Below are 23,012 nucleotides of genomic sequence, written 5' to 3' on the forward strand. Positions count from 1 at the left end.
TCATGAGTAAGAAGTCACCAGATTGGTATGTATTTAAGGGTAATGACGCGGACGGTAAGATCAATGTGATCGGTTTAGCGAACGATGATCTACCGCCAGCTCCACCTTGGCGAACTTTTGGTGCAGAGCAATCAGAGTCAGATGGTAAAGAAGGCGATCGCCCTAAGAAACGTGGCGAGACATTTCAGGTTAGAGAACACGAAAAAGAGATGATTAATGCGGCGTTGTTTTTGCGTCGTCCTCTGCTCATCACTGGTAATCCCGGTACTGGGAAATCATCCCTCGCCTATGCTGTCGCGCATCAGTTGGAATTAGGCGAAGTTCTTTATTGGCCGATCACTACCCGCACAACTCTAAAGGATGGTCTTTATAACTATGATGCGATCGCCCGATTGCAGGATGTGAAAGATCCAGATGCTGGCGAGAGAAGTATCGGAGACTATATACGATTGGGGCCATTAGGGACGGCGTTACTGCCTTCGGACAAACCAAGGGTATTGATTATTGATGAGATTGATAAAAGCGATATCGATTTACCCAATGATTTGCTTACGGTTTTTGAGGAAGGAAAATTTATCATTCCAGAATTAGAACGGCTTAAGCAAGAATTTAATTCTGGTAAAAAGACTAATGACTCAAAGGTTTGGGTTAGGACTTCCTACAGCGACGATGAAGAAAATACGAAGGGCGATCGCCGCAAAGAAATCAAGAATGGTTTGGTGAGCTGTACATCCTTTCCTTTCATTGTGTTGACCAGTAATGGTGAGCGTGATTTCCCAGCCCCATTTTTACGGCGTTGTTTGCGGCTGACGATGGAGAATCCCACAAAGGAAATGTTGACTGATATCGTCAAAGCGCATTTCAAAGATGAATTTGATGAGACGAAAATTGATAGCAAGCTCGTTAAAGACATGATTAAAAACTTTCATGATCGCATCAAGACTGGCGCTGAAACCCTTGCTACGGATCAGCTCTTAAATGCTGTTTATATGGTGCTCAACAATCGGTGTGACGGCAAAATCAAAGGGAAGGATGATTTGGTCAAAATCCTAACGAAAGACCTCGGGATGGTTGAAGGAGATTTTGAGTAAGGCAATCCTAGACAAACCGCTAGAGGGTTTCATCACTACACTGGGACGCTCAGATTTGCTGCTGACCAAAAATCCTCAGAGTACTTGCGCAGATGATCTTGATATTGCCGATATGCTCTGGCTAGCTCAACAAATACAGGAGCGATCGCCGGATATTACTGAGACAGAAGATGAAAGCTCGGATGATCAGGCAAGTAATGAGAATCGTGGTGATCGCCGTCCAGCTCAAGGAACATCCTCCAGTACAGTTTCAGGCAACTACAATAGCCCACCACCAAAGGCAGATATCACTACCCAAGGTGAGCAATCTAAATTTGAAGGGCGATCGCCACAGATGGATAGCCTGCCGATTCGTGTCCCTAAAGCTCCAACATTCTTAAAAACTCGTCTAATTCGACAGGCTTTTCGTCCCCTACGTCGTAAGGTTCCTTCAAAAACCACACAGGTAGTCGATGTAGACAAAACTGTAGAGGCGATCGCCGAAAGATTAATTTATGGTCAGGAATTTTGGTCGGTGGAAACCAAACCAGAACGGGAACGATGGCTTAATGTCGAACTCGTGATCGAAGTGACCGAATCAAATATGATTTGGCAAGAGATGATCGATGAGTTTCAGAAGATATTAGAAACCCACGGCGCTTTCCGAAAAATCCGAGTATGGAACCTGAAACCAGATCGCCATGGTATTGTTCTGGAGTCTCGGCATCGCAGTAAAAAACGGCAACGCAAACATCGTCTCAAAGAGCTATGTCATCCAGAACGACGGAGCATGATTCTACTCGTTAGTGATTGCACTTCTGCGCTTTGGGAAGAGGGAAAAATCTACCCGACATTACACAAATGGTCTCAGTCCACCATGCTCGGTCTGGTGCAGCTTTTCCCGGAGAGTCGCTGGCAAAGTACATGGCTCGATCATGGTCAAAAGTTCTTCGCGAAATCCAGTGATATGGGGTCGATCAACTCACGCTTAAAGCTGATCGATGTGCCAAATTATGCAAAGCCCCGTCTCAAAACACGACAGGATTTGTTCTTGCCGATTCTGACAATGGAATGGGAGATGATTTACCAATGGTGTCGGGTGCAATCAGGTAATTCGATGGGGCGTATTCCGTTGTACGTCATCTATACCTCGAAGTTCTATGACTCGAAACGCAAGTCAAAACCAGATGAACAATCATCTGTAGAAACGGTTCCTACTGAACTCACCCCAGAAATGCGAGTAAATCGATTCTTGGCGACAGCGCTAATTCCTTCCCAGCAGTTAGCGGGTTTGATGTCGGCTGTGCCAGTGGATATGAGCGTGGTTAATCTCATTCGTAAGACGATGCTAAAAGATGCGGCTCCGCAACATGTGGCTGAGGTCTTTATGGGTGGGCTAATGGAAGCGGATCGCCAGAGTCCAGGGCGTTATGACTTTGTGAAGGGAGTCCGCAAAATCCTGAATGGTTTGATGCGACGGGATGAGCTTCTGCAAGTACTAGATGAACTATCAATCGAGATTGGGAAAGACCTCAATCGTCAGGTGAATAGCTTTATGGCGCTGTTAACCTTGTTGCCTTCCTACAGTGAAGTGGATAGAGAACGAGTATTACCATTTGCGCGGGTCAGTGTGGAGGTACTGAGTAATCTTGGGGGTGAATACAGTTCCTTTGCCCGACAGGTGAAACTGGCAATGCCACCGCCACCACTGGAAGAAAGCAATCTACTGGAATATGAGTTTGAGACAGCAGTATTTCAAGAGAAGCAGCAACGGCAAGCGCTGATCGATGCCATCAATGCTCTTAGTGAAGAAAATCTTGACCTTGAGTCAATCTTTAGTCCGGTGAGAAGGGCAACGAGAAAACTGGTGAATGCTGCTCGTAGTACTCTCTGGATACTCGATCATGAGCAAAATGATCTTTGGGCTAAAATTCGGATGCCTGACGGTCATAGTAGTGAAATACGGACTCCCATTGATATTGGTTATGCGGGTAAGGTCGTAGCAGAAAATCTCAAGGATGATCGCCCCCAAGATGGGTACATTCTCAACATTCAATTTGACTTATACGACGATCCTGATGCAGCAGGTTCTAAAACATCCGACCAACGGAGTGACTTTCGTACTTGTAGTTTGCTTTGTATGCCCATCTTTAACCCCGATGGTGAATTAATTGGTGTGATCCAATTGGTAAACAAAGAAAAAGAAGGAGAGTTTCCTCCCTATAACCCAGAGAATTGGCCGGAAGCTCCAGAACAGTGGCGGGCGAGTTTTAGTGCGGACGATGAGGCGTTGATGCGCACCCTTAATACCCACATAGGGGAAGTTCTTCAAAAAGCCCTATTACTCGATCAATACCCTCAATGGAAAACTCTGGAGTTTGAAACTGTTGATCTGATTATTGAGGATACGGTTACTTTTGAGTTTGAGACGGCAAGATTTGTAGGGGAAGAGCTAGAGCGGGAAACAAAAACGACTGAAGGTTTGATCGAAATACTGAAAGAAGGCTATACGCCTGAGGAAATGGCGACCTATGAAGGTGACCAAGAGTTAGAGGCACAGCTTGGGCTAGAGATGGTGAGGATACCAGCAGGCACTTTTGTAATGGGTGCGCCGGAGTCAGATCGCAACAGTTTTGATAGAGAAAGACCACAGCATTTGGTGACTGTACCGGAGTTTTATTTAGGGCGCTTTCTCGTCACTCAGGAGCAATGGCGTGAAGTGGCTAGCTGGGAACAGATAGAGAGAAAATTAGAACCTGAACCATCTGAATCCAGTGGTAATGAGCGTTATCCAGTGGAGCAAGTGTCATGGCTCGATGCAAAGGAGTTTTGTGCAAGGCTGAGTCAAAGGACAGAAAGAGAGTATCGGTTACCAAGTGAGGCTGAGTGGGAATATGCTTGCAGAGCGATCGCCAGTTTTCAGTCATCAGTCACCAGTGAAGAGCGATCGCCACAAGCAGAGAAATCATTAATCCAAGACTGGAACGAGAATTATTATCAGCCCTATAGCTATGGTGATCGCCTGAGTCCAGAAGTTGCTTGCTACAACTCAAGTTCTCCAGTGGCAGTCGGTAGTTTCCTAGCTAATGGGTTTGGGATATATGACATGCCTGGCAACGTGTATGAGTGGTGTGAGGATGATTGGCACGATAGCTATCAAAATGCACCAACTGATGAAAGTGCATGGCTAGATAAAAATAACAGTAATGCTTCAAAAGTAAGACGCGGCGGTGATTGGGTCAGCTATCCGTGGGACTGTCGGTCTGCGTATCGTGTCGACATTTCGCGCGACTTCAGGGACATCGACATCGGTTTTCGGGTTGCCTGTAGATAGAGATTATTACCTCTAATTTGCACTGAAACCCCGACCTTCAAATCACGAAGATCAGTATTATAGCAGGCAAGGAGTGGGTTAAGACAGAATAGGATAGAAGCAATAAACATAGATGCCATGCCTGCTCCCCATAGTCTTGATTTACGCCTAAAAGCTGTTGCCGCCTTCGATAAAGGTGAACGAAAAAGTGATATCTGTCGCTTCTTTGGTATTAGCCGAAATACGCTAGACCTGTGGCTGAAACGACGAGAGAAAATCGGTTCAGTCGCTCCGAAGACAGATTACCGTCGAGGCCCTCAACCGAAGATTAATGATCTAGATGCTTTTCGTGCTTTTGCAGAGAAATATGGGCATCTAACCCAGAAGGAAATGGCGGAGAAATGGCCAGAGTCTATTAGTGATGCATCCAGACGTGAAGCTCTACGGAAAATTGAATTTACTCGAAAAAAAAGACCTATCGATATCAAGAGAGAGATAAAGAATTAGAAAAAGCATTTGTGGCACAACTGAAGCAGTATGTCCAAGAACGACTCGTATATATCGATGAAAGTGGATTTGATAATACCTTAGATTATGGGTATGGCTACTGCCATAAGTCAGAGAGGTTTATCGCAGAGAAGTTAGGTCATCGTACAGAACGAGTTAGCGTGATTGGATGATGGCGAGAGGGAGAGCAGATAGCACCGATGGTATTTGAGGGCTATGCCAACAGCGCCTTAGTTTGCCAATGGGTAGAGGATTGCTTAGTGCCAGAGTTGATTCCGGGTCAAATTATTATTCTGGATAATGCCAGTGTTCATCCAAAGGAAAGAATACAAACATTGGTGGCGAAGGCAGGATGTGAAGTGATATTTTTGCCACCCTACTCACCACACCTGAACAAGATAGAGAAGTTTTGGGGGAGGTTAAAGAAGGAGGTAAGTAAGCTCATCAAGAAGACTGAGGATTTGTTCGATGCCATCAGAATAGCCTTCTGTTCTATGTCCTAACCTTCTCCTTCGCTGCTATAACATGTGTTAAATCTGGCTTAAATAAGACAGACCAAGCGGGAAACCCACGAAGCCTTGAGACCAAGGTAGGTATAACTAGTAAGGATGAACTACCTGTATATAGAGGAGAACAAAAATACTACGCTGTCACTATGGCTCGAGGCAGATTTGAACTGCCGACCTTGGGCTTATGAGGCCTTAGCAAAGTCTTACTAAATCAGCGTTTCAGGATTATTTAGGTCAATTCTAGACCATGATTTTTTATGGGTGAATTAAAGGGCGATCACTAGGATGTGAAATTTCTTATCTGGAGCAAATCTGAAGATTAACTTTAATAGAAGACTGTTTATTCGTATCTTTCTTGCTAAATGAGTTTAGAATCCTGGGACATAATGGGAAGCCACACAAATTAAGTTGACAATGCCGTTAAGAGAGATCTCCGAAAGAAGTATTGATTATTAAATTCACAACCAATTGCCCACAAGGACAAATGGTGACCAGAAATAGGGATGAGCATATCTACCAGTCGGCTCATAAAGTAATTCGAGTTGTGCTTTCTGAAGTGCGGAAGCTCTACTAATCCCTTTATTTCCTAACTCTTCATAAAGTTGACCCATTAGTACAGATGTGGCGACATCATTTACCTTCCATAGAGATGCAATGGTACTTCGAGCACCAGCTTGAACAGCAATCCCAGCTAAACCCAAAGCTGCCCGAGTATCTCCTTTCGCTGTTTCGCAAGCACTTAGGATCAATAGTTCTATTGGTACTCCTCTTTCTAATTCACTATCACGCAGTAGCTCGGTGAGTTGTTCAATTCCAATTTTTCTATTCCAAGCTAGTAGAAAAGTATCTTCTCTACGGGAACTAAATTGGCCATGGGTCGCAAGATGCACAATTGGGAATGGAACTGTACCTACTGTTCTCTCTAAATTCTCGTCAAGAAAATTTTGGTTCAGTAATACTTCTGAATCTACCTGTTGCTTGATTTGTTCTACTTCAGCTTCTACTGCTGGTATCGGAGGAAACTCAAAACGTCCTTCAGATAAGGCTCCCACTACTGCCTGAATATCTTTGCTAGCTAATGGTTCAGGATTTAGAAGCTTTAAACTAGGCGAAATAACCACAGCATAATTTTCCACCAAATACTTCTCACCATCATGAAGAGCTGCCATTGGGATATTCCGCAGAGTACCATCGAGGACAAAAATAATCGTCTCGGTACCAGTTGCATTTAATGTTTCTTCCACAGGCTCAATTAATACGGAATAAAGTTCTTGTGCCAAAGGTAGAAAGTCAGGAACTTCCCAAGTTGATTGAGTTATGCCATTACCTCTTGCTGCTTGTTTTCTGTTGTCAGGGTGGGACAAAGCATTTTGAAATTGCTTAGCAATATCGTTAATGTCTTTAGCATTCAGATAAACAGTCTTTCTGACTATATTCTCGTCTTTGCGACTGAGCAATATTTCCATGCGGTCATCCACAAGAATCGGATAAATTAGTACTTCATTATTTTCTAATTTTTCATCGATAATAATTTGAGATTCAGCAATACAATCTGCTTGAAAAAAATCTACCAGTTCAGTGACCTGAAGGGATTCGATTAATTCTTTGGCTCGTTTGAGATGTATTTGTTCTTCTTCTTCAGAATCTGATGAATCAATTGACTGAAGCGTTAGACTGACTGTTTCCCGATAAATAGGTTCGATGCTCTGACTAAAGTTAAAACGTGTCTCCGGATCGAGAATAGCAATATCTCCTCGCATATTTTTTAATGTTGCGATTGCCCCCTCATAAGCTTCTATTGCTTGGGGTATATTGCCTTCTTGTTTTAAAGTTTGGCCCTGTTTCCATTGCCATTTATAAGTGATATCGTCAGAGTCACTCAACTTTCCTAAATCAATGGCTCTCTGAAATAATTGTTTTGCCTTTTTCGTTTGGCCTGCTTCCTGATAAATCTGCCCAAGAATCCCCAGTGCATAAGATTCAGAACGTTGATCTTCTAACTGACGAGCTTGAACAAGCGCCTTCCTTAACCAATAAATTACTTTCTGTTGTTGTGACTCTTTACTTTTGATGTTTTGTGAGTCATAAAGTTGCTCTACTGGGAGTTCATAAAGTAATTCTGCAAATTGAATTTGTGTATTAATGCTAAAACGACTCAATGCTAAATGCGGCAAAATTTCTGTAATTTCAGCTTGTATATCTTGGGGATTTTTAATACAAATTGTTGTATCAAAGCAAAATAGTAGTAAGTTCACTAATCCCTTAACTCTAATAGGCTCTGGAAGCTCACGACTTATTACAGCTAGATAATCTTTCTCTACAAGTGCCTCGAGGCCTGGGAGTTCCTTTTCATTGCCACTATTGCCCGATTTCCACATTGCATGGCGCACCCTACCTAGACTTAACCTAGATTTGCCAATTTGTAGAGAGGACTTTGTGGTAGTAGCCCTTTCCAAGCTGAGCTTTAGACTCTCTTCTGCATCTGCTAATCGACCAATTGTTGCCTGAGTATTCCCTAAGTTACGTAATGCTTCTGCGGCAAAGTAATAATCTGTTTCCTGAATTAAATCTTCTTCTAAATCTTCTAGCTTTTCTTTGACTGATTGGAACAGACCGAGCGATTGCAATGCTTTTATTTGATTAATTTGATTACGGATCAGACTTTTTTTCCTATCTTGACTTGAAGGCAGAGATGCATATAGTTTCTCTTCTTGCCTAAAAGCATCTAAAGAGAAATCAAATTTACCCTGTTCTAAATATATGGTGCCCTGAGTATTCCATATTTGGGCTAAAACACGAATGATTGTTGGATCAGGTTCAAGATTTACAAGAAGTTTTTTCGCATTATCCACTGCGCTTTGGGCCGTAGTCCAATTACCAGTTTGTTTTTCAGCTAAGGCTAAATTAGAAAGCGCAGTTGCTTTCAATAGCGGCTCATTATCTGACAGTAAAATAGCTTGCTTCAAGCTATTACTTGCCGCACTATATTGACCTGACTGATATTGCTGTCTTCCTTGGGTTAATAATTCTGCTGCAGTCAAACTTACTTCACTGAGATTTGTTTTCACAGCATTTTGAGTAGCGCTAGGTAAACTGGGTGAATCAAGCCCAAATGCTAGGGGAGTAGTACCAACTAAACATAGGCTTAGAAGCGATAGAGCAGATAGAATTTTCAAGCTATACATTGATATCTCCCAATTTAAGATTTGCAGAGAGGTGAAGTATGAATGAGAGGTAATATTCTGTTTTGATGATTGGTTCTAATTAACTGAATTTTATTGCCCGGAACGCGTTGCCAACCTTGGGAAGAAACCATGGGAATCATGGAACCTGCTGATTCTGTAACTGTAGATTCGATTAATGTATTTCCAGTTAGTTGTTCAGGAGCTAGCCCCATATCCTCGAAGGGTTGATCCACATCATATGTCCCTCCCGGTTGTGGTTTATGGCCACCTTCATTCACTACCTTGAATTCATTTTGACTAATATTCCTTCCACCCAAGCAGCGACTAGCTACTCTATCTGATGGGTCAGTCAAATCTCCTGATAATTCGTTTACCCCAGAAGTTAGATCTAATTCTGGTAGAGATAGGTCGACTGTTCCTTCATTTCCAAAGACAGAAGAAACGTTGATGTCATTGCGAGTCGGAATATCGGCTCCAGTAAAAGCAATTTCAAAGAGTTCAAAGGCTTTAATGAGAATATTGCCTCCGTTTCCGGCAAAGGCTTGGGAGAGAATATTGCTATCTTCTCCAGGCATAGCAATGATGAAAGGAGTGGTGATATTGATATTGCCGCCATTCCCACCTGCAAAAGCCGTGCCTGCTGTAGCGGTGATATTACTATTATTTTCCAGAAGAATGTAGTCAAAAATATTGAGAGAAAGGTTACCGCCATCAGTACTGAGGGTTTCAGTGGATATGCGCCCTTTATTCAGGTTGAGTAGATTAGCAAAGATTTCTACATTCCCTCCAATACCTGAACCATCACTATCGACAGCAACCGCCGCCCCATCAAAGATATTGAAGCGAATTGGATCAATGCCAATGTTGCCACCATCGCCAGTCGAACCAAGGGCTGTACTCGCAAAAAGTCCGCTACCTTCACCAGTAAGGGTAATGTTGTCGCGGATCTGAATATCGATATCACCTGCAGGGTTAGCGCCAAAAGTGGATGTATTAATTTGGCCACCATTAGTAGCTTGTAAAAGATTGCCAGCGACAAAGATTTTGCCGCCAAGACCATTAGATGTAGTTGATTGGATGCTGGAGCTGTCGCCTAGAAATGTTTGTAAAGAGTTTATTTGAATTCTTCCAGCAGGGCCTGAGCCATCAGTAGAAGCCGCAATAGTGGCACGATCATCTAATCTGAGTTCTGGCGTTATGATGATGATATTTCCAGCTGCACCTGTTGAATCTTCCAATGCTTGCGAAAAAATACCACTGACAATAGTCGGATCTGGTGAAACGCCTGCAATGTTGATAGATTCTGTTGCGGAAATATCAATCAATGCGCCATTTCCTTCGTTCGCTGTGGCAGCTCCAATACGTGAACCATCAAGAAGATTCAGCTGAGCAACATTGATTTGTACATCGTTAGCATCACCGGATGCCCCTCTGATTGTATCAGCCGTAATAACAGCTCCATCTCGCAGTGTTAGTTTATTGGCTTCTAAAAACAATTTCCCTGCATCCCCAGCCCCAATAGTTGTTGTTGCTAATCCTGCTAATCCTTGAGCTTCAAATTTGTTGACTGTCACACTCAGTGAGCCAGCATCTCCGCCATCAGGAGTGAGATTGAGTGCAGCAGACGCAATCCCTGCATTATTTTTGACGATGAGAGTGCGTGTTTTTAGATTGATATTTCCTGCATTACTACTTCCTAAAGTTGAAGATGAAATACCAGTATTGACTTCTCCAGCTGCAAGGATACTACTAAAGCTGAGCGTGTCTGGTATGAAAGCTCCAGGTTGATTCCCAATAATGATGACTGATTCAGAGGCATTAATATCCACTTTGCCACCAGCACCACTGACATTCCGGGCTGTATCTGCGCCAATACCCGTAAATTTATCGGTACTGTTTTGAATTAAAAGCCTTTGTACATCAAATTTCACGCTTCCCGCATCACCGTCATTCACTGCGCGGGAAAGGATACGAGAACCATTTAAAAGATGGATTTCTTCAGTGTCAAAAATATTAATAGTTCCGCCCAAGCCAAGACTAAAAGTACTTACTGAGACAAAACTTTCGTTATCTATCTGGATGAATTTTCCACTAAAGTTAACATTTCCTGCTCGTTTATTTCCAAAAGTATTACTCCCAATAGTTTTTCCTGAAACAAAAATATTACCGTTGGGGCTTAGAATGCTGATGTCGCCACCAGCAAAATTAAAACCACTAGAATTAAGATCACCAAGAAAAACACTGCCTTTATCCGCAGTAAGCGTGATTCTACCGCCTGCTCCTAGAGAAAAGGTACTTAAAGTTCCATTTGTCGTATCGATATCACCAGCAAAGCTCTGTAAATCAATTACACCACTAGGGCTAAAGATGCTATCTGTTTTAATATTGCCGAGCGCACGGACAGTGAGATTATCCGTCACATTTGATTCTTCAATTTTGATATCCGTAATTTCATTGAGAAAGATATTATTACCGCCATCAATGCTGATACGGTTAAAATCATTGTCATCAGGTAAATTGATGTCACCATTACCAACATAAAAACGTGTTAAACCTGTGTTTTTTTGTGGTGCATTTTGAGTTATATCTCCAGTCGAAGTAATTAAAAAGTCTCCACCAATCTCGCTATTGCCAAGTATGGTATTACTCAATGTGTTGGTGAAAATCACGTCACCACTTGTATTGAAGCTAATATTGTCTGAAAATTGATTCGCTTGATTTAAAGTAATCGGAGAATCAGTTGCGGTAAATTTGGATGTGCCTTGTACTTGAATACTACTGCTCTGGGTAATTGAGTCATTGGCGGTAAGTTCTAAGTTTCCAGTGGCGAAGGATGAAATCAGATTTATCCCACTAGCTTCAGTGATAGAAACATCTTCTCCAAAGAAACCGAGCTGACCAAAGTTATTGTCTAGATTGAGATCAATAATGCCATTTTCAGCATTAAAAGCTGCTGTTCCATCAACGTTTAAAATGTCTTGTTGGCTTATACCCGGAATCCCAGATTCTAAAATGATCACATCGGCATCTGTGGTGATTTTTAAGTTTCCACTGAAGGCATTATTTGCATTTAAGATAATGCCATTTTCGCCATTGTAAGTACTGTTGAAATCTAATAGTTCAGGAAGGCTATTAACAGTTAAATTACCATTGACAGTCATACCTGCAAGATCGACTTGTCCGACATCAGTAATAATTACGTCACCATTGGCTTGGGTGATAACTCGTGGTATCAGACCATCAAGATTAAAAGTACTTAGATCAACTGTTGGAGAAAGGCTAAGTGCCCCTGCTACTTGCAGAGATGTACCAGGAACTTGGGTGATTTCGCCGCCAGAATTGAGGGTGAAGTCACCACCGATTAGAGATCGACTAAGAGATGTAGCAAGAGTGTTTCTTAGTTCAACATTGCCTGCTTGGGGATGGGTGGTTATCAGCTCTATATTGCTATCAATATCGAGACCGCCAGATTGGGTAATCAGACCACCGGAAAGAAAGGAGAAATTGCCGGTTGCTATGGAGCTGACAAAATTGCTGTCGTTTAGTTCAGTAATATTAACGTCATTGCCAATAAAACCCAGATTGCCGAATTGGTTGGTAGGATTACTCAGGTTGATGTTGCCTATATCAGCATTGAATTGAGCTGTGCCAGCAACATCTAGTGCACCATTTTGGGTGATACCAGGTGTGCCGGAGATGGTGACCGCATCATCAAGGGATGTTTGGAAACGAACTGTGCCTCCAAATGAATTACTGCCAAGCAAGCTAATGGCGACATCTTCGAAGATGCCAGAAAAGCCTACTACTGCTTCTGGAATACTATTAACTGTGAGGTTGCCAGCTACTGTTTTGGCATCAAGATCCACTGTCCCAACCTGAGTGATAATGACATCACCATTGGGCAAAGTGATTTCTCCAGAAGGATCGCCAAGAGTTTTGATGAGAGGATCGCTACCACCTCCATTAATGGAAATATTTCCTGCAACTTGGAGAGGTTCGCCAATAGCCTGATTGACTGTTCCTTCTGTAGTGATATTGAGATTGCCGCCAATGGAGGAAGTCCCAATAGTGAGAGGCTCATCATCCGTCAGGATATTGACTGTACCGGCTTCAGCTAAACGAGAAATAAATGTGGCATCATTCGCGATAATTAAGTCACTGGTGCCGGCGATTGAACCACTGGATTCAACAGTTAAATTTTGGGCTTTAATCTGGGTAAGGTTTTCTGTTTTGCTGAGGATAACAGAGCCACTATCGCTATGAGTTAAGCCTTTTCCATCGTCTAAAACTAGACGGATATCTCCTGTGCCTGCATCGAGAATAACATCGCTTGAAATGATGAGATTGGCGACCCCAGGAGCTCGCTCTGACTTAACAACACCATTAGCAAGAGTATCATTAGCTGTCAGACTCAGAGAGCCATTATCGGTAAAAATATCGGCATTGACATTAATACTGCGACCAGCTTGGAAGAGAAGATCCCCGCCATTACCACTTAGATTATTGCTGAGAATGGCTTCATTTATGGTGATGTCATTATTAGCTTGAAGAGTGAGATTGGTACCAGTATTAGTTGTATTCGTGATTAAGTCAGCATCAAAGGTAAAGCTACCATTGGGTTCTTCGTTGAAGAGATTGGGAATGTCTAAGCTATAAAGATAAGCTGCTCCAACATCATTTCCCCCCGTTTCATCGGAACGAGCACCAATAAGAATATTCCTGCCATCGATGGCCACAGACTGACCAAACCTACGACTACCAGAGGTGAAATTATTGTATGTTCGTAGTAAGTTGCCCTTGATATTAAAGAGATAGGCAAAGCCAATACCCTTATCTAATCTTCCTGCTGGATCACCAATGAGAATATTGCTACCATCAATTGCCACAGACTGGCCAAACCTGCTATTAAAATTAGGATTAGGGATAGGATTATTATAGGTTTTTAGCAAGGTACCACTGGTATTAAAGAGATAAGCCAAACCTGCATCCTCATAAGGAGAACCAATAAGGATTTTGCTGCCCTCGATTGCTATATCTCCATCACCAAACCGATCTAAAAAAGCAGGGGTGGGATTATTGTATGTTTGTAGTAAAGTACCACTGGTATCAAAAAGATAGGTAGAACCCGCACTGACTGCCCCTGTATTATCAAAAGGAGCCGAAATAATGACATTACGGTTATCGAGCGCCACAAATGAACCAAAACGATCTCCTTCTTCTGGAGTGGGATTATTGTAGGTTTGGAGTAAAGTACCGTTTGTGTTAAAGAGATAAGCAGAACCCACAGAAGATGTTTCTTGAGGAGAACCAATGAGGACATTGCTGCCATCGAGTGCTATGGACTTGCCAAAAGAGCTCAAAAGAGGATCAGCAGTAGGGTTATTAAATGTTTGCAACAACCTCCCTTCGGTATCAAAGAGATAGGTAGAACCTAGGAAGGCTAATTCTCCAATAAGGACATTATTTCCATCGATTGCCACATCCCAACCAAACCGATCAGAAAAAGCAGGGGTGGGATTATTATATGTTTGAAGTAAAGTACCACTGGTATTAAAAAGATAGGCAGAACCTGCATTTTGTGCCTCAATATCATTGGTAGGAGAACCAATAAGAATATTGTCACCATCAAGCGCTACAGGTGAGGAAGACCCCTCCACCACTCTACTATCTGTGGTGGAAGGATTAAGGAAAGTTTGAGCAAGGCTCCAGCCTCCCTTCAGTATTTCATCGGCAATGGTGATATTTTGGGGATCTAATAGAAGACTGCCAGCTTTTCCACTAGGAGCTGAGGCCTCTACAATCCCGGCAAAATGCCCTCCCTCCAAACTAGAAACCTCAACTAAACCACCGTTACCACTGAGTTCTCCCCCATGGGCTTCAATAGCTCCTCCAAAGTTTGTTACACCATCAGACCAAAGGACAACCTTACCGCCATCACCATTAATTAATGCATTAGCGGTAATTAAAGAATCTAGCCCTACTGTTGTCGCTGAAGAGCGCTGTAAACCACCAGTGCCTTGGTAATCTCCGCCAACTAAGACTGTTCCACCACCAATCATCCCATCTGCTCTAATCGTCGCACCAAATATACCTAGGCGATCTCCCGTGATTATGACATTCCCACCAATGTCAGTTTTCCCTGAAACATCAATAGTTCCTGATAATAGTTGATTTCTTTTTTCTCCCACATCAAGAATGATGTGACCACCATGATTTTTTCCCTGAGCGGAGAAGATGCTATCCGCAGTAAACAAAATGCTCTGATCTGCCTGAATAGAAATTCTTCCACCATCTCCAGCACTACCATCTGCGAGAATTTCACCTCTGGCACTACTGGAAAAATACTCAACATCCGTCTGAATATTTCCGCCTGTTTCCCCAGATACATCTAGACTGTCGTAATTAATTAAAGTCCGCGCGTTAACCTGAATATCTTGAGCAGAAATTTGCCCATCATTCACAACATAAGCAGTCTTCTCCTCTACAGAAGCCACATCTCCCAACTCAACCGAGCCATCACCTGTAGCAATGTCTGCATTATCCAGTAGCTTTACTGTGTTTCCGAAAAGCGCAATAGAGCCATCAGGGACAGTCAAAGAACCATCAATCTCTACAACATCAGCAACCAAACTGAGACTTTGACTTTCATTGATAGTTAAATCAGCAAAACTTTGGATACTCCCTTGATAATTACGGAGTGCATTGGGGAAGATCGCATTTGGATCAATACTGAGTAGTGCATCTGGTGCAGCACTTGAAATATTTAACAGACTGCCATCATTTAGTTCGATATCTGTTGCAGTAGTTGCAAAAAGAGAACCCCGGAGATCTAGACTAGCCTCTGCTCCGAAAGTAATTCCATTGGGATTAATGAGAAATAGATTCGCACCACCATCAACCCCGAGAGTTCCAAAAATATTACTGCCGTTATTTCCAGTTACACGGGTAATAATATTGTCAATACCAACAAGATTCTGAAAATAAACTCTTTGGCCGACATCCACATTAAAGTCACTAAAACTATGGATTGTACTGTCATTAAGCGAAAAGCCACCGGTAATATATTCCGCCAAATCTCCTTGCACCATCTGATTCGGCAGAACATCAGTTGGTGTAGTTCCATCAAGTATAGATTGTGCTGATACTGGGAGAGATATTAACGATAGAGAAATAGAAGCAACCCAAACGTTGGATTTACTAGATTGATGTATTTTTATCATGTCTAAGTCTCAGCCTCTAAAACGACTTAAGAAGATGCTGTAATTAAATAAAGATTCAACCGATATCAGTTGGATTTAGTAGAGAAAATCACCTCTATATAGATGTAGCTTGTTTGAATTCACCTATTAGCAATAACTTTCTCTAATACCTATCAGAAATAAGGTCACTCTCTAAGGCATAATTTCTTGATTATCAGAGTCATTTTCGAACCCTGGCTTAACTAGCTCAAAAGGTATATCAGGCAATAAATATCTCCATACTTCTTTGATCTCTGGGTCAGTCGGATCAGCTTTAACCCACTCGATAAGTGCAGTGATTGCGTCATACTGCAACCAATTATTTGAGAAAAATATCGGACGTTCTGAAAGCGCGAGTTTCTCTGACTCTGATATTAGAACTGCATCAAATTCTCTCTTTTGGATAGATCCAGATACACTAGGTTGCTTGTCAACTTCCTTGGTGGTCTCACACTCTAAAGTCAAATTCCACCTGTATCTTCGATTTGTTTCCAATGAAATTGGTGTATCTAAAAGAGCTAAATCAATTGTCAATAATGATGGCGTATCTGCCTCCACTTTGGTCTCAGATAGAGACTCGCCAGTTAAAACATCAGTGAAACTAAACGTCAATGTATCTTTTTCCTTCTCGGTGGCGTTGCTACTTTCTAAATCAGCCCCTTGAGGAATAAAGAAATATAGTTTTGTTGAACCTTCTGACATAACTGCTCCTGTTCCTCTCCGGGGAGCCAGAGCGATAGGAGTTGAGTCTTCTGTGCACTCGCCACGAGATCCTCCAGCAACTGTGTTATCTGGAGCCCCGTTATTAGGTGGTGGTGTCGGTGTCTCTGATTTTTCCTCAGAATCAAGGCTAGTCGCAAACGCACTAAAGCTTCTATTGAAAAAAACATCAACTGATAAGCTGCTCCAGATGATCACTAAACCTAAAAGTAGGTTTGCCTTAGTAGAGCAATTGAAGCTTGATAAAAGAAGATTTTTTTTCATTGCTTTATTTGATAGCCAGATGAGATATGAATCGACACGATTTCAACATCAAGTTGATGAGCCTTACTTATTTCAACGGCCATGATAGATATTTTTCGCACTATCAACCTAAATCAACTTGATATTTTTTATTTTTGTAAAGTTTTCCAGTATTTTCTGTCTTCGCGATACGAGTGAAGAAGCTAGGATGATCGATAGAAGTGCCGGAACAAATGGAAGCCAGCCACCATATAACAAGGTTATGTAACAAATCAATCCAAGAGAGATTGATAAAATTAATATTGACAATTTCTGTTTCAGCCAAGGCATTGATTGTATAGAGATATATGCACTGATCAGACCCCAGCTTAAGATCCATACAACTTCATATAATTCATTCCACCACCATATTATTGGCCGATCATCTATCACTGCACTAATTAACTGACTAGCCATATGAGCATGTAATACCACACCCGGAGTTGATGCATCTCTACCAATAAAGCCTTTACTGAAAGGGGTTCTATGGTAGTCACCAAAACTTAAGTCAGTAGTTCCAATCAGTACAATTTTGTCATGAATTACTTCCTCTAAGCTTGGATGATCTAAAGCTTCAGTTAAAGTCAAATAATCTAGTGTAATATCTTTTAAATCTTCTCTGGATCTGAAATTTATTGGGATTTGATATCCATAATTATCAAATGAATAATAACCTCCACTAAATAGTTTCATTGGAGAAAATATTTTCTCATCACTTACTAAAACACCTCTCTCTTCATGAAAATCAAATTCAAAACCTTTATCCACTAAATAACGATAAGCAATAAGATAACTAAAGGAGAAATAAACCTTACATAATGAAGAGTTAGTTGTGTCAAATCTACTCGCAACTAAAGCCCTTCTAAGTTTTCCATCCGATCCATCATAAACAAAATTGCTATATCCCACTCTATTAACTAAAATTCCTTCTGGAATTTCTTGTGGAGGATTAATCCCACTTTGGTTTGGTCCCGATGTTCCCTGGCAAACTGGAATCAAATTAACATTATTTCTAAATTGTTCAGCTAAATAAGGATAGTCTTCTTCGACTTTAAGCTCATGGTAAATATCTAGACCGACAATATTTGGTTGAGCTTGATTGATCTTTCTTAGTAGCTTATCCAATGACTTATCTCCTAAAGACCCTTTCTGTCTATCTAGGAGATCTTGGCTTTCAACATCATCTTTTGTTATTTCTATGATTACAAAACGAGTATCTGGATTTTCAATAGGTCGGATTCTCATGAGCTGGTCATAAGCATTAAGTTCCAGTGGCTGAAGTAGTCCAGTAAGACGCATGGCAACAACAGCAATACTGGCCAGAGTAGCCACACCAATGCTCAAAAGATTAGATAAAGAATCATATGGCCTTCGAGGAATATTAGGCTGCTTATCAAGATACAAAAGCTCAGTCAATACTTCATTACCGATACCTTTTAAAAATACGGGAGGATGAGTGAATGTATCTAAATCTTTAACCTTTGAATCTTGTATCAGTAGACTAGTCATCTGGGATAAAAGTATTTGCTCTCCGTGGGCAAATCCTAAAATTCGAGCAGCTTTATCAACTTCCTGTCCGCTATATCCTGAGCCATCTTTAATAGGTTTTCCAGTATGAATGCCAATCCGTACCTTCAATCTATCCAGTGGAGTATGGATAGGCTTGAGACGATAATCTTCTTGTAGTTTGATTGACCACTGAGCTGCTTTAATTGCACTACCAAATACCAAAAAATGACCATCACCCTCAGTCTCCACTACTCGTCCACCATATTCAGATATGCCTTCAGATATATAACGACGGTGTGGTAGCAAAAACTTTTCATAGTAGATGTGATTCTTTTCTGTAATGTCTTTCCCTGGTAATGATGATTTCAGTAACGTTGAATTTTCGAGATCAGTAAACACTAATGTCACCAAACTATCAGTATGCTCTTCTCTTAAAACATTAGAGGGCAAAGTTAATTCTGCTTTCATGCTTCTCAGTAGACTCAGCCATGTTGCTGGAGGTTGAGTGGGATTTTGACAAACGACAGGAAGCCAGTCTGCACAAGGAAAAGAATCTTTTAATCCAACTAATTTTTCTCTAGCTTGACGAACTGCTCGATATAAAGGCAGGCCATTAGAAAACAAAGTAAGAAAATCTTTAAGGAACTCATGGGCCACAATATCTGGCACCGGTTCTCGCATGACGATGGTTTGAGGGATGTTTAATCTTGCTAATTCTGTAGCAAGCCCCATGCCATCACATGAATTAAAAATCGCCATTTGTAAACCTTGTTCAATCGCTTTTTTAAAACTATTGATAAGCTGTCCAATCGAAAGACTGTAACCAGGATGAAGGCCCAGATAGCCTTTCATACTGTCAAAGTTAGTATTGCTGTGCCCAGCAAAGAAAAGAATATCCCACCCTCTCTCATCCCAAAGATATTCATTTAATCTCTTGAGATCTGGTTCAGTGAGAATACTGACTTCAGCATTGGGAAGCTTATCGAGAATTTGGCGATCTACGTCGAGATTAATCCCTTCATCACTACCAAAAATAGCTAAAATCCGCACTGTACCTATTTTTGTTCGCTGAACGGATGCTCGTTCATAGTCTGGCAAACTTAAGCCGACTTCTGCATTAGGGAAATCTTTAAATAGATTCCATAAGTGCCAAGGTAACAACCTCAAGACCTTATCTTCAGCCTGAATAATGAAGTGTATATTTTCCTGTGAATTAAGCCTTGCTCTTAGTCGACGCTCTAACTGACCAAACCCTTTTGAATTTAGCCATATATTCAGTTGTTGAGGTAATGTTCGGTTTAGTGTATTAAATTCTGAGATAGATATATTATTAGGGCTCTCATCAGGTTCCAACTCAATTCTATAGTCTAGATTTTTGCGAGATAAATCTAGAAGTGATTGATAAATAGCTTTCCAGCGATAATAAAGTCTCTGAAGATTAGGGCGAGGAGGTAGGGAGCCAACGAGTCTGACTGGTGGCTCGTTCTCTCTTTCCCAAATTTCTGCGACGATACCTGGAAAACCATTTTCTAAATCACCAGAACCTAAGTTCAAAATAACAAGCTGACTCATTACTCGCTTCCTGATTTATATTGCCTCTATATTGATTTTCAGTATTCTTGAGATATAGTCGCTATTCTTCAATAGAAGTTGATATCAACAAAATACCTCTAAATAATGAATTCTTGAGTAATTACTTCACCAAGAAGTTTGATCTCAATTGAGAATTTTTCAAAAGCATTACAACGGATCTGATTAAGTTGTATCCAATCATCAGGTGGATTTGTTCTTGTTGTCACTGTTTGCAACACTTCATTATCTTCTGAAAGTAGTGAAAGTTGCATATTTGCAGGAAGGTGTTGCTTAGTAGAAGAAATGAATCTATAGTCTGACTTGACTGAGCCTTGAGGCAAAGGCTTTGAAGGAGTGGTCATATGAGAATGTAACTGTATCCGAATTTTATAAACTTCCTCTTCTTCTGAACTCAACATAACGAGTAATAGGATAGTCGGTAGTTCGGATGTCTTAGACCATTTGAGTTTTTTTACACGAGAAACAATACGATGATCTGAATAACGAGCAGAGTTTGGCGCTACATTATATAGTATTTTTTCGGTTGATTGCCATGAAACATCAAATTTATCATTCAGCCACTCATCTAATCTGACAATTGGGCTAGCCTGTAGTATGTACGGGATAAAATTCTCGATTGGGTCAAGTTTATCTACGGCAATTTCTTCACCATCTAGAGAGTCAGTAAAACCCAAAAGATGAAGAACTTTCTCTTCCTCGTCTATCTGGACAGCGAGATATCCAATACGTCCAGTTTGAGAATCAAAAGGTACTCTTAAACAGTTATCTTGATTGTCAATCGGACGACATTCTAGTTTTCCTTTTCCTACAATTTCTAAATCTGCAAAATCACCTGACATCTGAAATAGTGGATGCCAACTTTCGCATTGAACTAAATTTGAGGCAATCCCTAAGATATCGAAATACTTTTTCACTATAAATACAGTGAGAGTATTTTTAAAAACTCGTTTAGATTGCTCAGACTCAAGTTGGAGAGCCGCAAAATTTCTTGCATATTCTAATGCTTGTTCAGTAATTGGAAGAGTAATATATTCCTGGAGGAAATCGGAGTCAGTAAGCATGATCAATAAGTTATAATTACAGTCTAGTTTTTTAAATAAATCCTTTGTTTTCTCCCCATTCTCGTATTATGGGATTACAGTAACGGCTATACCACTGAGCTAAATACTTGCCTTCTGATGTTGGACAACCCAAGTCCTCTGCAACTGTTTCCCATGAGGTATTGTCCAAGGATAATTTTCTCAGAAGAAGAACCTGAGCATTGATAAATGCAAATCTCTTACATTTCCGGCTAATTAGAACTTTCTCTGGGTCAGTCTCAATCCATTCAAGCAGTTCATTCCACATACTAAGACTAGGGTTTAAATCTGTTCTACTAGGTAACTCTTCCAGCAAGTCATCCTTGTCTTTGTCAGCAGAATAAATATTTATTTGACGTTTTCTTTGTCGATTTTGCCTATCCCGGTAAAGTCGAAGTTTCTTTCTGACCCAATCGTTAATCCAGGTCATGAATCTTTGAAGTTTAGAATATTGCTCTACATACTCTGTAAGATTTTGTAGGCAGTATTCAAGTGCTTCTTGCAATGCATCTTCATAGAATACCTCTTTTGATTTCCAAAGCTTTTTAGAGTTCATTACACCAATAAAAATACGGTCTATTAAACGAATATATTTTGGTGTACCAAGTTCTGTTGCATGAGCCTCCATTACAAGTTTTTGTAACTGATCATCGTTAGGAACTGCCATTTTAGATATATCAGATGAGAAATAGTCAAGTTTTAAGGATTCTTTGTTTTGATTGGGTATATGAATGTCCCTAGCTTAGAATGCCGGATTGAGTTGCAATCCAATCTAGCCAGAAAAATTCACTTGGATGATCCCCTATGTATTACTACGAGCCTTAAGTCAGTCTTTCGCACTTAAGGTTGATTTTTCTTCGTAAAGCTCAAACTGCGAATTATTTCCCCGTGGGTCGTTGAAATTAGTAGGGATGAAATTCATCCCAAAATAGAAAAGAGCATCAAGCAGTCCTCGTGCTTAAGGAGAAAGAATATGTTACCTACCTCTCATGAAGAACAATCAGGCCAAAAACAATTTTCTGAGTTAAACATAGATCAACTGCATTCATTGGCTCGGATGTTTCGATTTAAACAACGATTGCAAATAGGTCGTATTACCTCGAAGAGATTATCAAGAGGTATTTGGATCTATGTAGTATGTGTCTCAATCTTTTCACCTCAGTTATCTATCGCTCAGAGCAATTATGAGTTTGCAGAAAACAACGATCTTAAACCGCTTCTATCTGATAGAAAGACTGTATCTACGGCAAAAGAGTCAAAGGGCAATAATAATTTAGAAACTTCTGAAGCAAGTGCTTTTACAGTTGGAGAAACAGTTGAGATCTTACGAAAAGGTGATTGGCGATACGGAGAGATTTTAAGTGTCGAATCATCTAAAAATGTTACGACTTATCAAGTCCGTTATCTGGATGTTGGGTTTGCTGAAAATAATGTTTCAACCAGTCACCTCAAGAAAATTGAATTTTTCAAGCTTGGCACACGTGTTCTTGTTAAATATGATGAAACATCCCGTGAAGGAGTAATTTCTGGCTATCATTTGGGCGCATCATATGGAGATTGCTACAGCAAATTTCAGCCTAGCAAGGTGTATGAAGTAGTATAGGTGAGTTGACTGGTGAGGAAGAAAGTAGCATCTTGCCGAAAGCCTACTCATTAGACTTAAGACAGAAAATAGTGGATGCCTACGAAAGGGGTGGTGTGAGTCAAAGTAGTCTTGCCCGACAATTTGGAGTGGCGAAAAGTTTTGTACAAAAGCTCCTCGACCAAAAACGACTGACAGGGTCGATTGCTCCGAAAAAACGAAGCCAACAAACACCTCCCAAATTAAACGAAGAGCATCAAACAATATTGCGCCAGTTGCTCACCAAGAAAAACGATGCGACGCTAGCGGAACTATGTGATGAGATGGAGAAACGCACTGGTCTCCGTGTGGCCAATAGCACCATGCATCGCACCTTAAGAAGAATGGGATATAGCCTCAAAAAAAACATTCTATCCAGACCTTAA

Annotated in this window: 10 protein-coding genes and 1 pseudogene; 5 read left to right on the top strand and 6 right to left on the bottom strand. The window is 41.0% G+C overall.

Annotated elements, in window-relative coordinates; translation table 11 throughout:
• Positions 1-2 precede the first annotated feature (2 nt).
• The 3 genes and pseudogenes from LEPTO7376_RS18955 to LEPTO7376_RS29250 all read left to right on the top strand — a co-directional run bounded on the left by LEPTO7376_RS18955 (position 3) and on the right by LEPTO7376_RS29250 (position 5,393).
• A complete protein-coding gene (locus tag LEPTO7376_RS18955) occupies positions 3-1,091 on the top strand; it encodes a MoxR family ATPase (RefSeq protein WP_015135699.1) in 1,089 nt (362 codons plus the stop codon).
• Positions 1,084-4,404 carry an SAV_2336 N-terminal domain-related protein gene (locus tag LEPTO7376_RS27925; protein ID WP_015135700.1) on the top strand — a complete coding sequence of 1,107 codons (3,321 nt, stop codon included), beginning with the start codon at positions 1,084-1,086 and terminating at the stop codon, positions 4,402-4,404. The genes LEPTO7376_RS18955 and LEPTO7376_RS27925 overlap by 8 nt, the downstream gene beginning before the upstream one ends.
• Positions 4,405-4,521: 117 nt before the next feature.
• A pseudogene (locus tag LEPTO7376_RS29250) lies at positions 4,522-5,393 on the top strand (IS630 family transposase).
• A gap of 464 nt (positions 5,394-5,857) precedes the next feature.
• Here the strand turns inward: LEPTO7376_RS29250 and LEPTO7376_RS18980 are convergent.
• The 6 genes from LEPTO7376_RS18980 to LEPTO7376_RS19005 all read right to left on the bottom strand — a co-directional run bounded on the left by LEPTO7376_RS18980 (position 5,858) and on the right by LEPTO7376_RS19005 (position 21,672).
• Positions 5,858-8,440 carry a CHAT domain-containing protein gene (locus tag LEPTO7376_RS18980; protein ID WP_160148519.1) on the bottom strand — a complete coding sequence of 861 codons (2,583 nt, stop codon included), beginning with the start codon at positions 8,438-8,440 and terminating at the stop codon, positions 5,858-5,860.
• Positions 8,441-8,598: 158 nt separating this feature from the next.
• Positions 8,599-15,804 carry a filamentous hemagglutinin N-terminal domain-containing protein gene (locus tag LEPTO7376_RS18985; protein WP_015135702.1) on the bottom strand — a complete coding sequence of 2,402 codons (7,206 nt, stop codon included), beginning with the start codon at positions 15,802-15,804 and terminating at the stop codon, positions 8,599-8,601.
• Positions 15,805-15,975: 171 nt separating this feature from the next.
• Entirely contained in the window at positions 15,976-16,806 is an 831-nt protein-coding gene (locus LEPTO7376_RS18990; protein WP_015135703.1) for a DUF928 domain-containing protein, read from the bottom strand.
• Between the two features lie 108 nt (positions 16,807-16,914).
• A complete protein-coding gene (locus tag LEPTO7376_RS23935; RefSeq protein WP_015135704.1) occupies positions 16,915-19,905 on the bottom strand; it encodes a CHASE2 domain-containing protein in 2,991 nt (996 codons plus the stop codon).
• A gap of 98 nt (positions 19,906-20,003) precedes the next feature.
• Complete coding sequence (locus tag LEPTO7376_RS19000; protein WP_015135705.1) at positions 20,004-20,987, bottom strand: DUF1822 family protein; 984 nt, start codon at positions 20,985-20,987, stop codon at positions 20,004-20,006.
• Between the two features lie 31 nt (positions 20,988-21,018).
• Positions 21,019-21,672 carry a hypothetical protein gene (locus LEPTO7376_RS19005; RefSeq protein ID WP_015135706.1) on the bottom strand — a complete coding sequence of 218 codons (654 nt, stop codon included), beginning with the start codon at positions 21,670-21,672 and terminating at the stop codon, positions 21,019-21,021.
• Positions 21,673-21,978: 306 nt separating this feature from the next.
• On the opposite strand from LEPTO7376_RS19005, the gene LEPTO7376_RS19010 reads away from it, so the two are divergent.
• Both LEPTO7376_RS19010 and LEPTO7376_RS27945 read left to right on the top strand, forming a co-directional pair.
• The gene (locus LEPTO7376_RS19010; protein WP_041764146.1) at positions 21,979-22,608 is read left to right on the top strand and encodes a hypothetical protein; all 630 of its coding nucleotides are present in this window, start codon (positions 21,979-21,981) and stop codon (positions 22,606-22,608) included.
• Between the two features lie 5 nt (positions 22,609-22,613).
• On the top strand, positions 22,614-23,012 hold the full coding sequence (locus LEPTO7376_RS27945; protein WP_225901096.1) for a transposase: 399 nt from the start codon (positions 22,614-22,616) through the stop codon (positions 23,010-23,012).

Origin of the sequence: [Leptolyngbya] sp. PCC 7376 (assembly GCF_000316605.1) — a bacterium.
GTDB lineage: Bacteria > Cyanobacteriota > Cyanobacteriia > Cyanobacteriales > MRBY01 > MRBY01.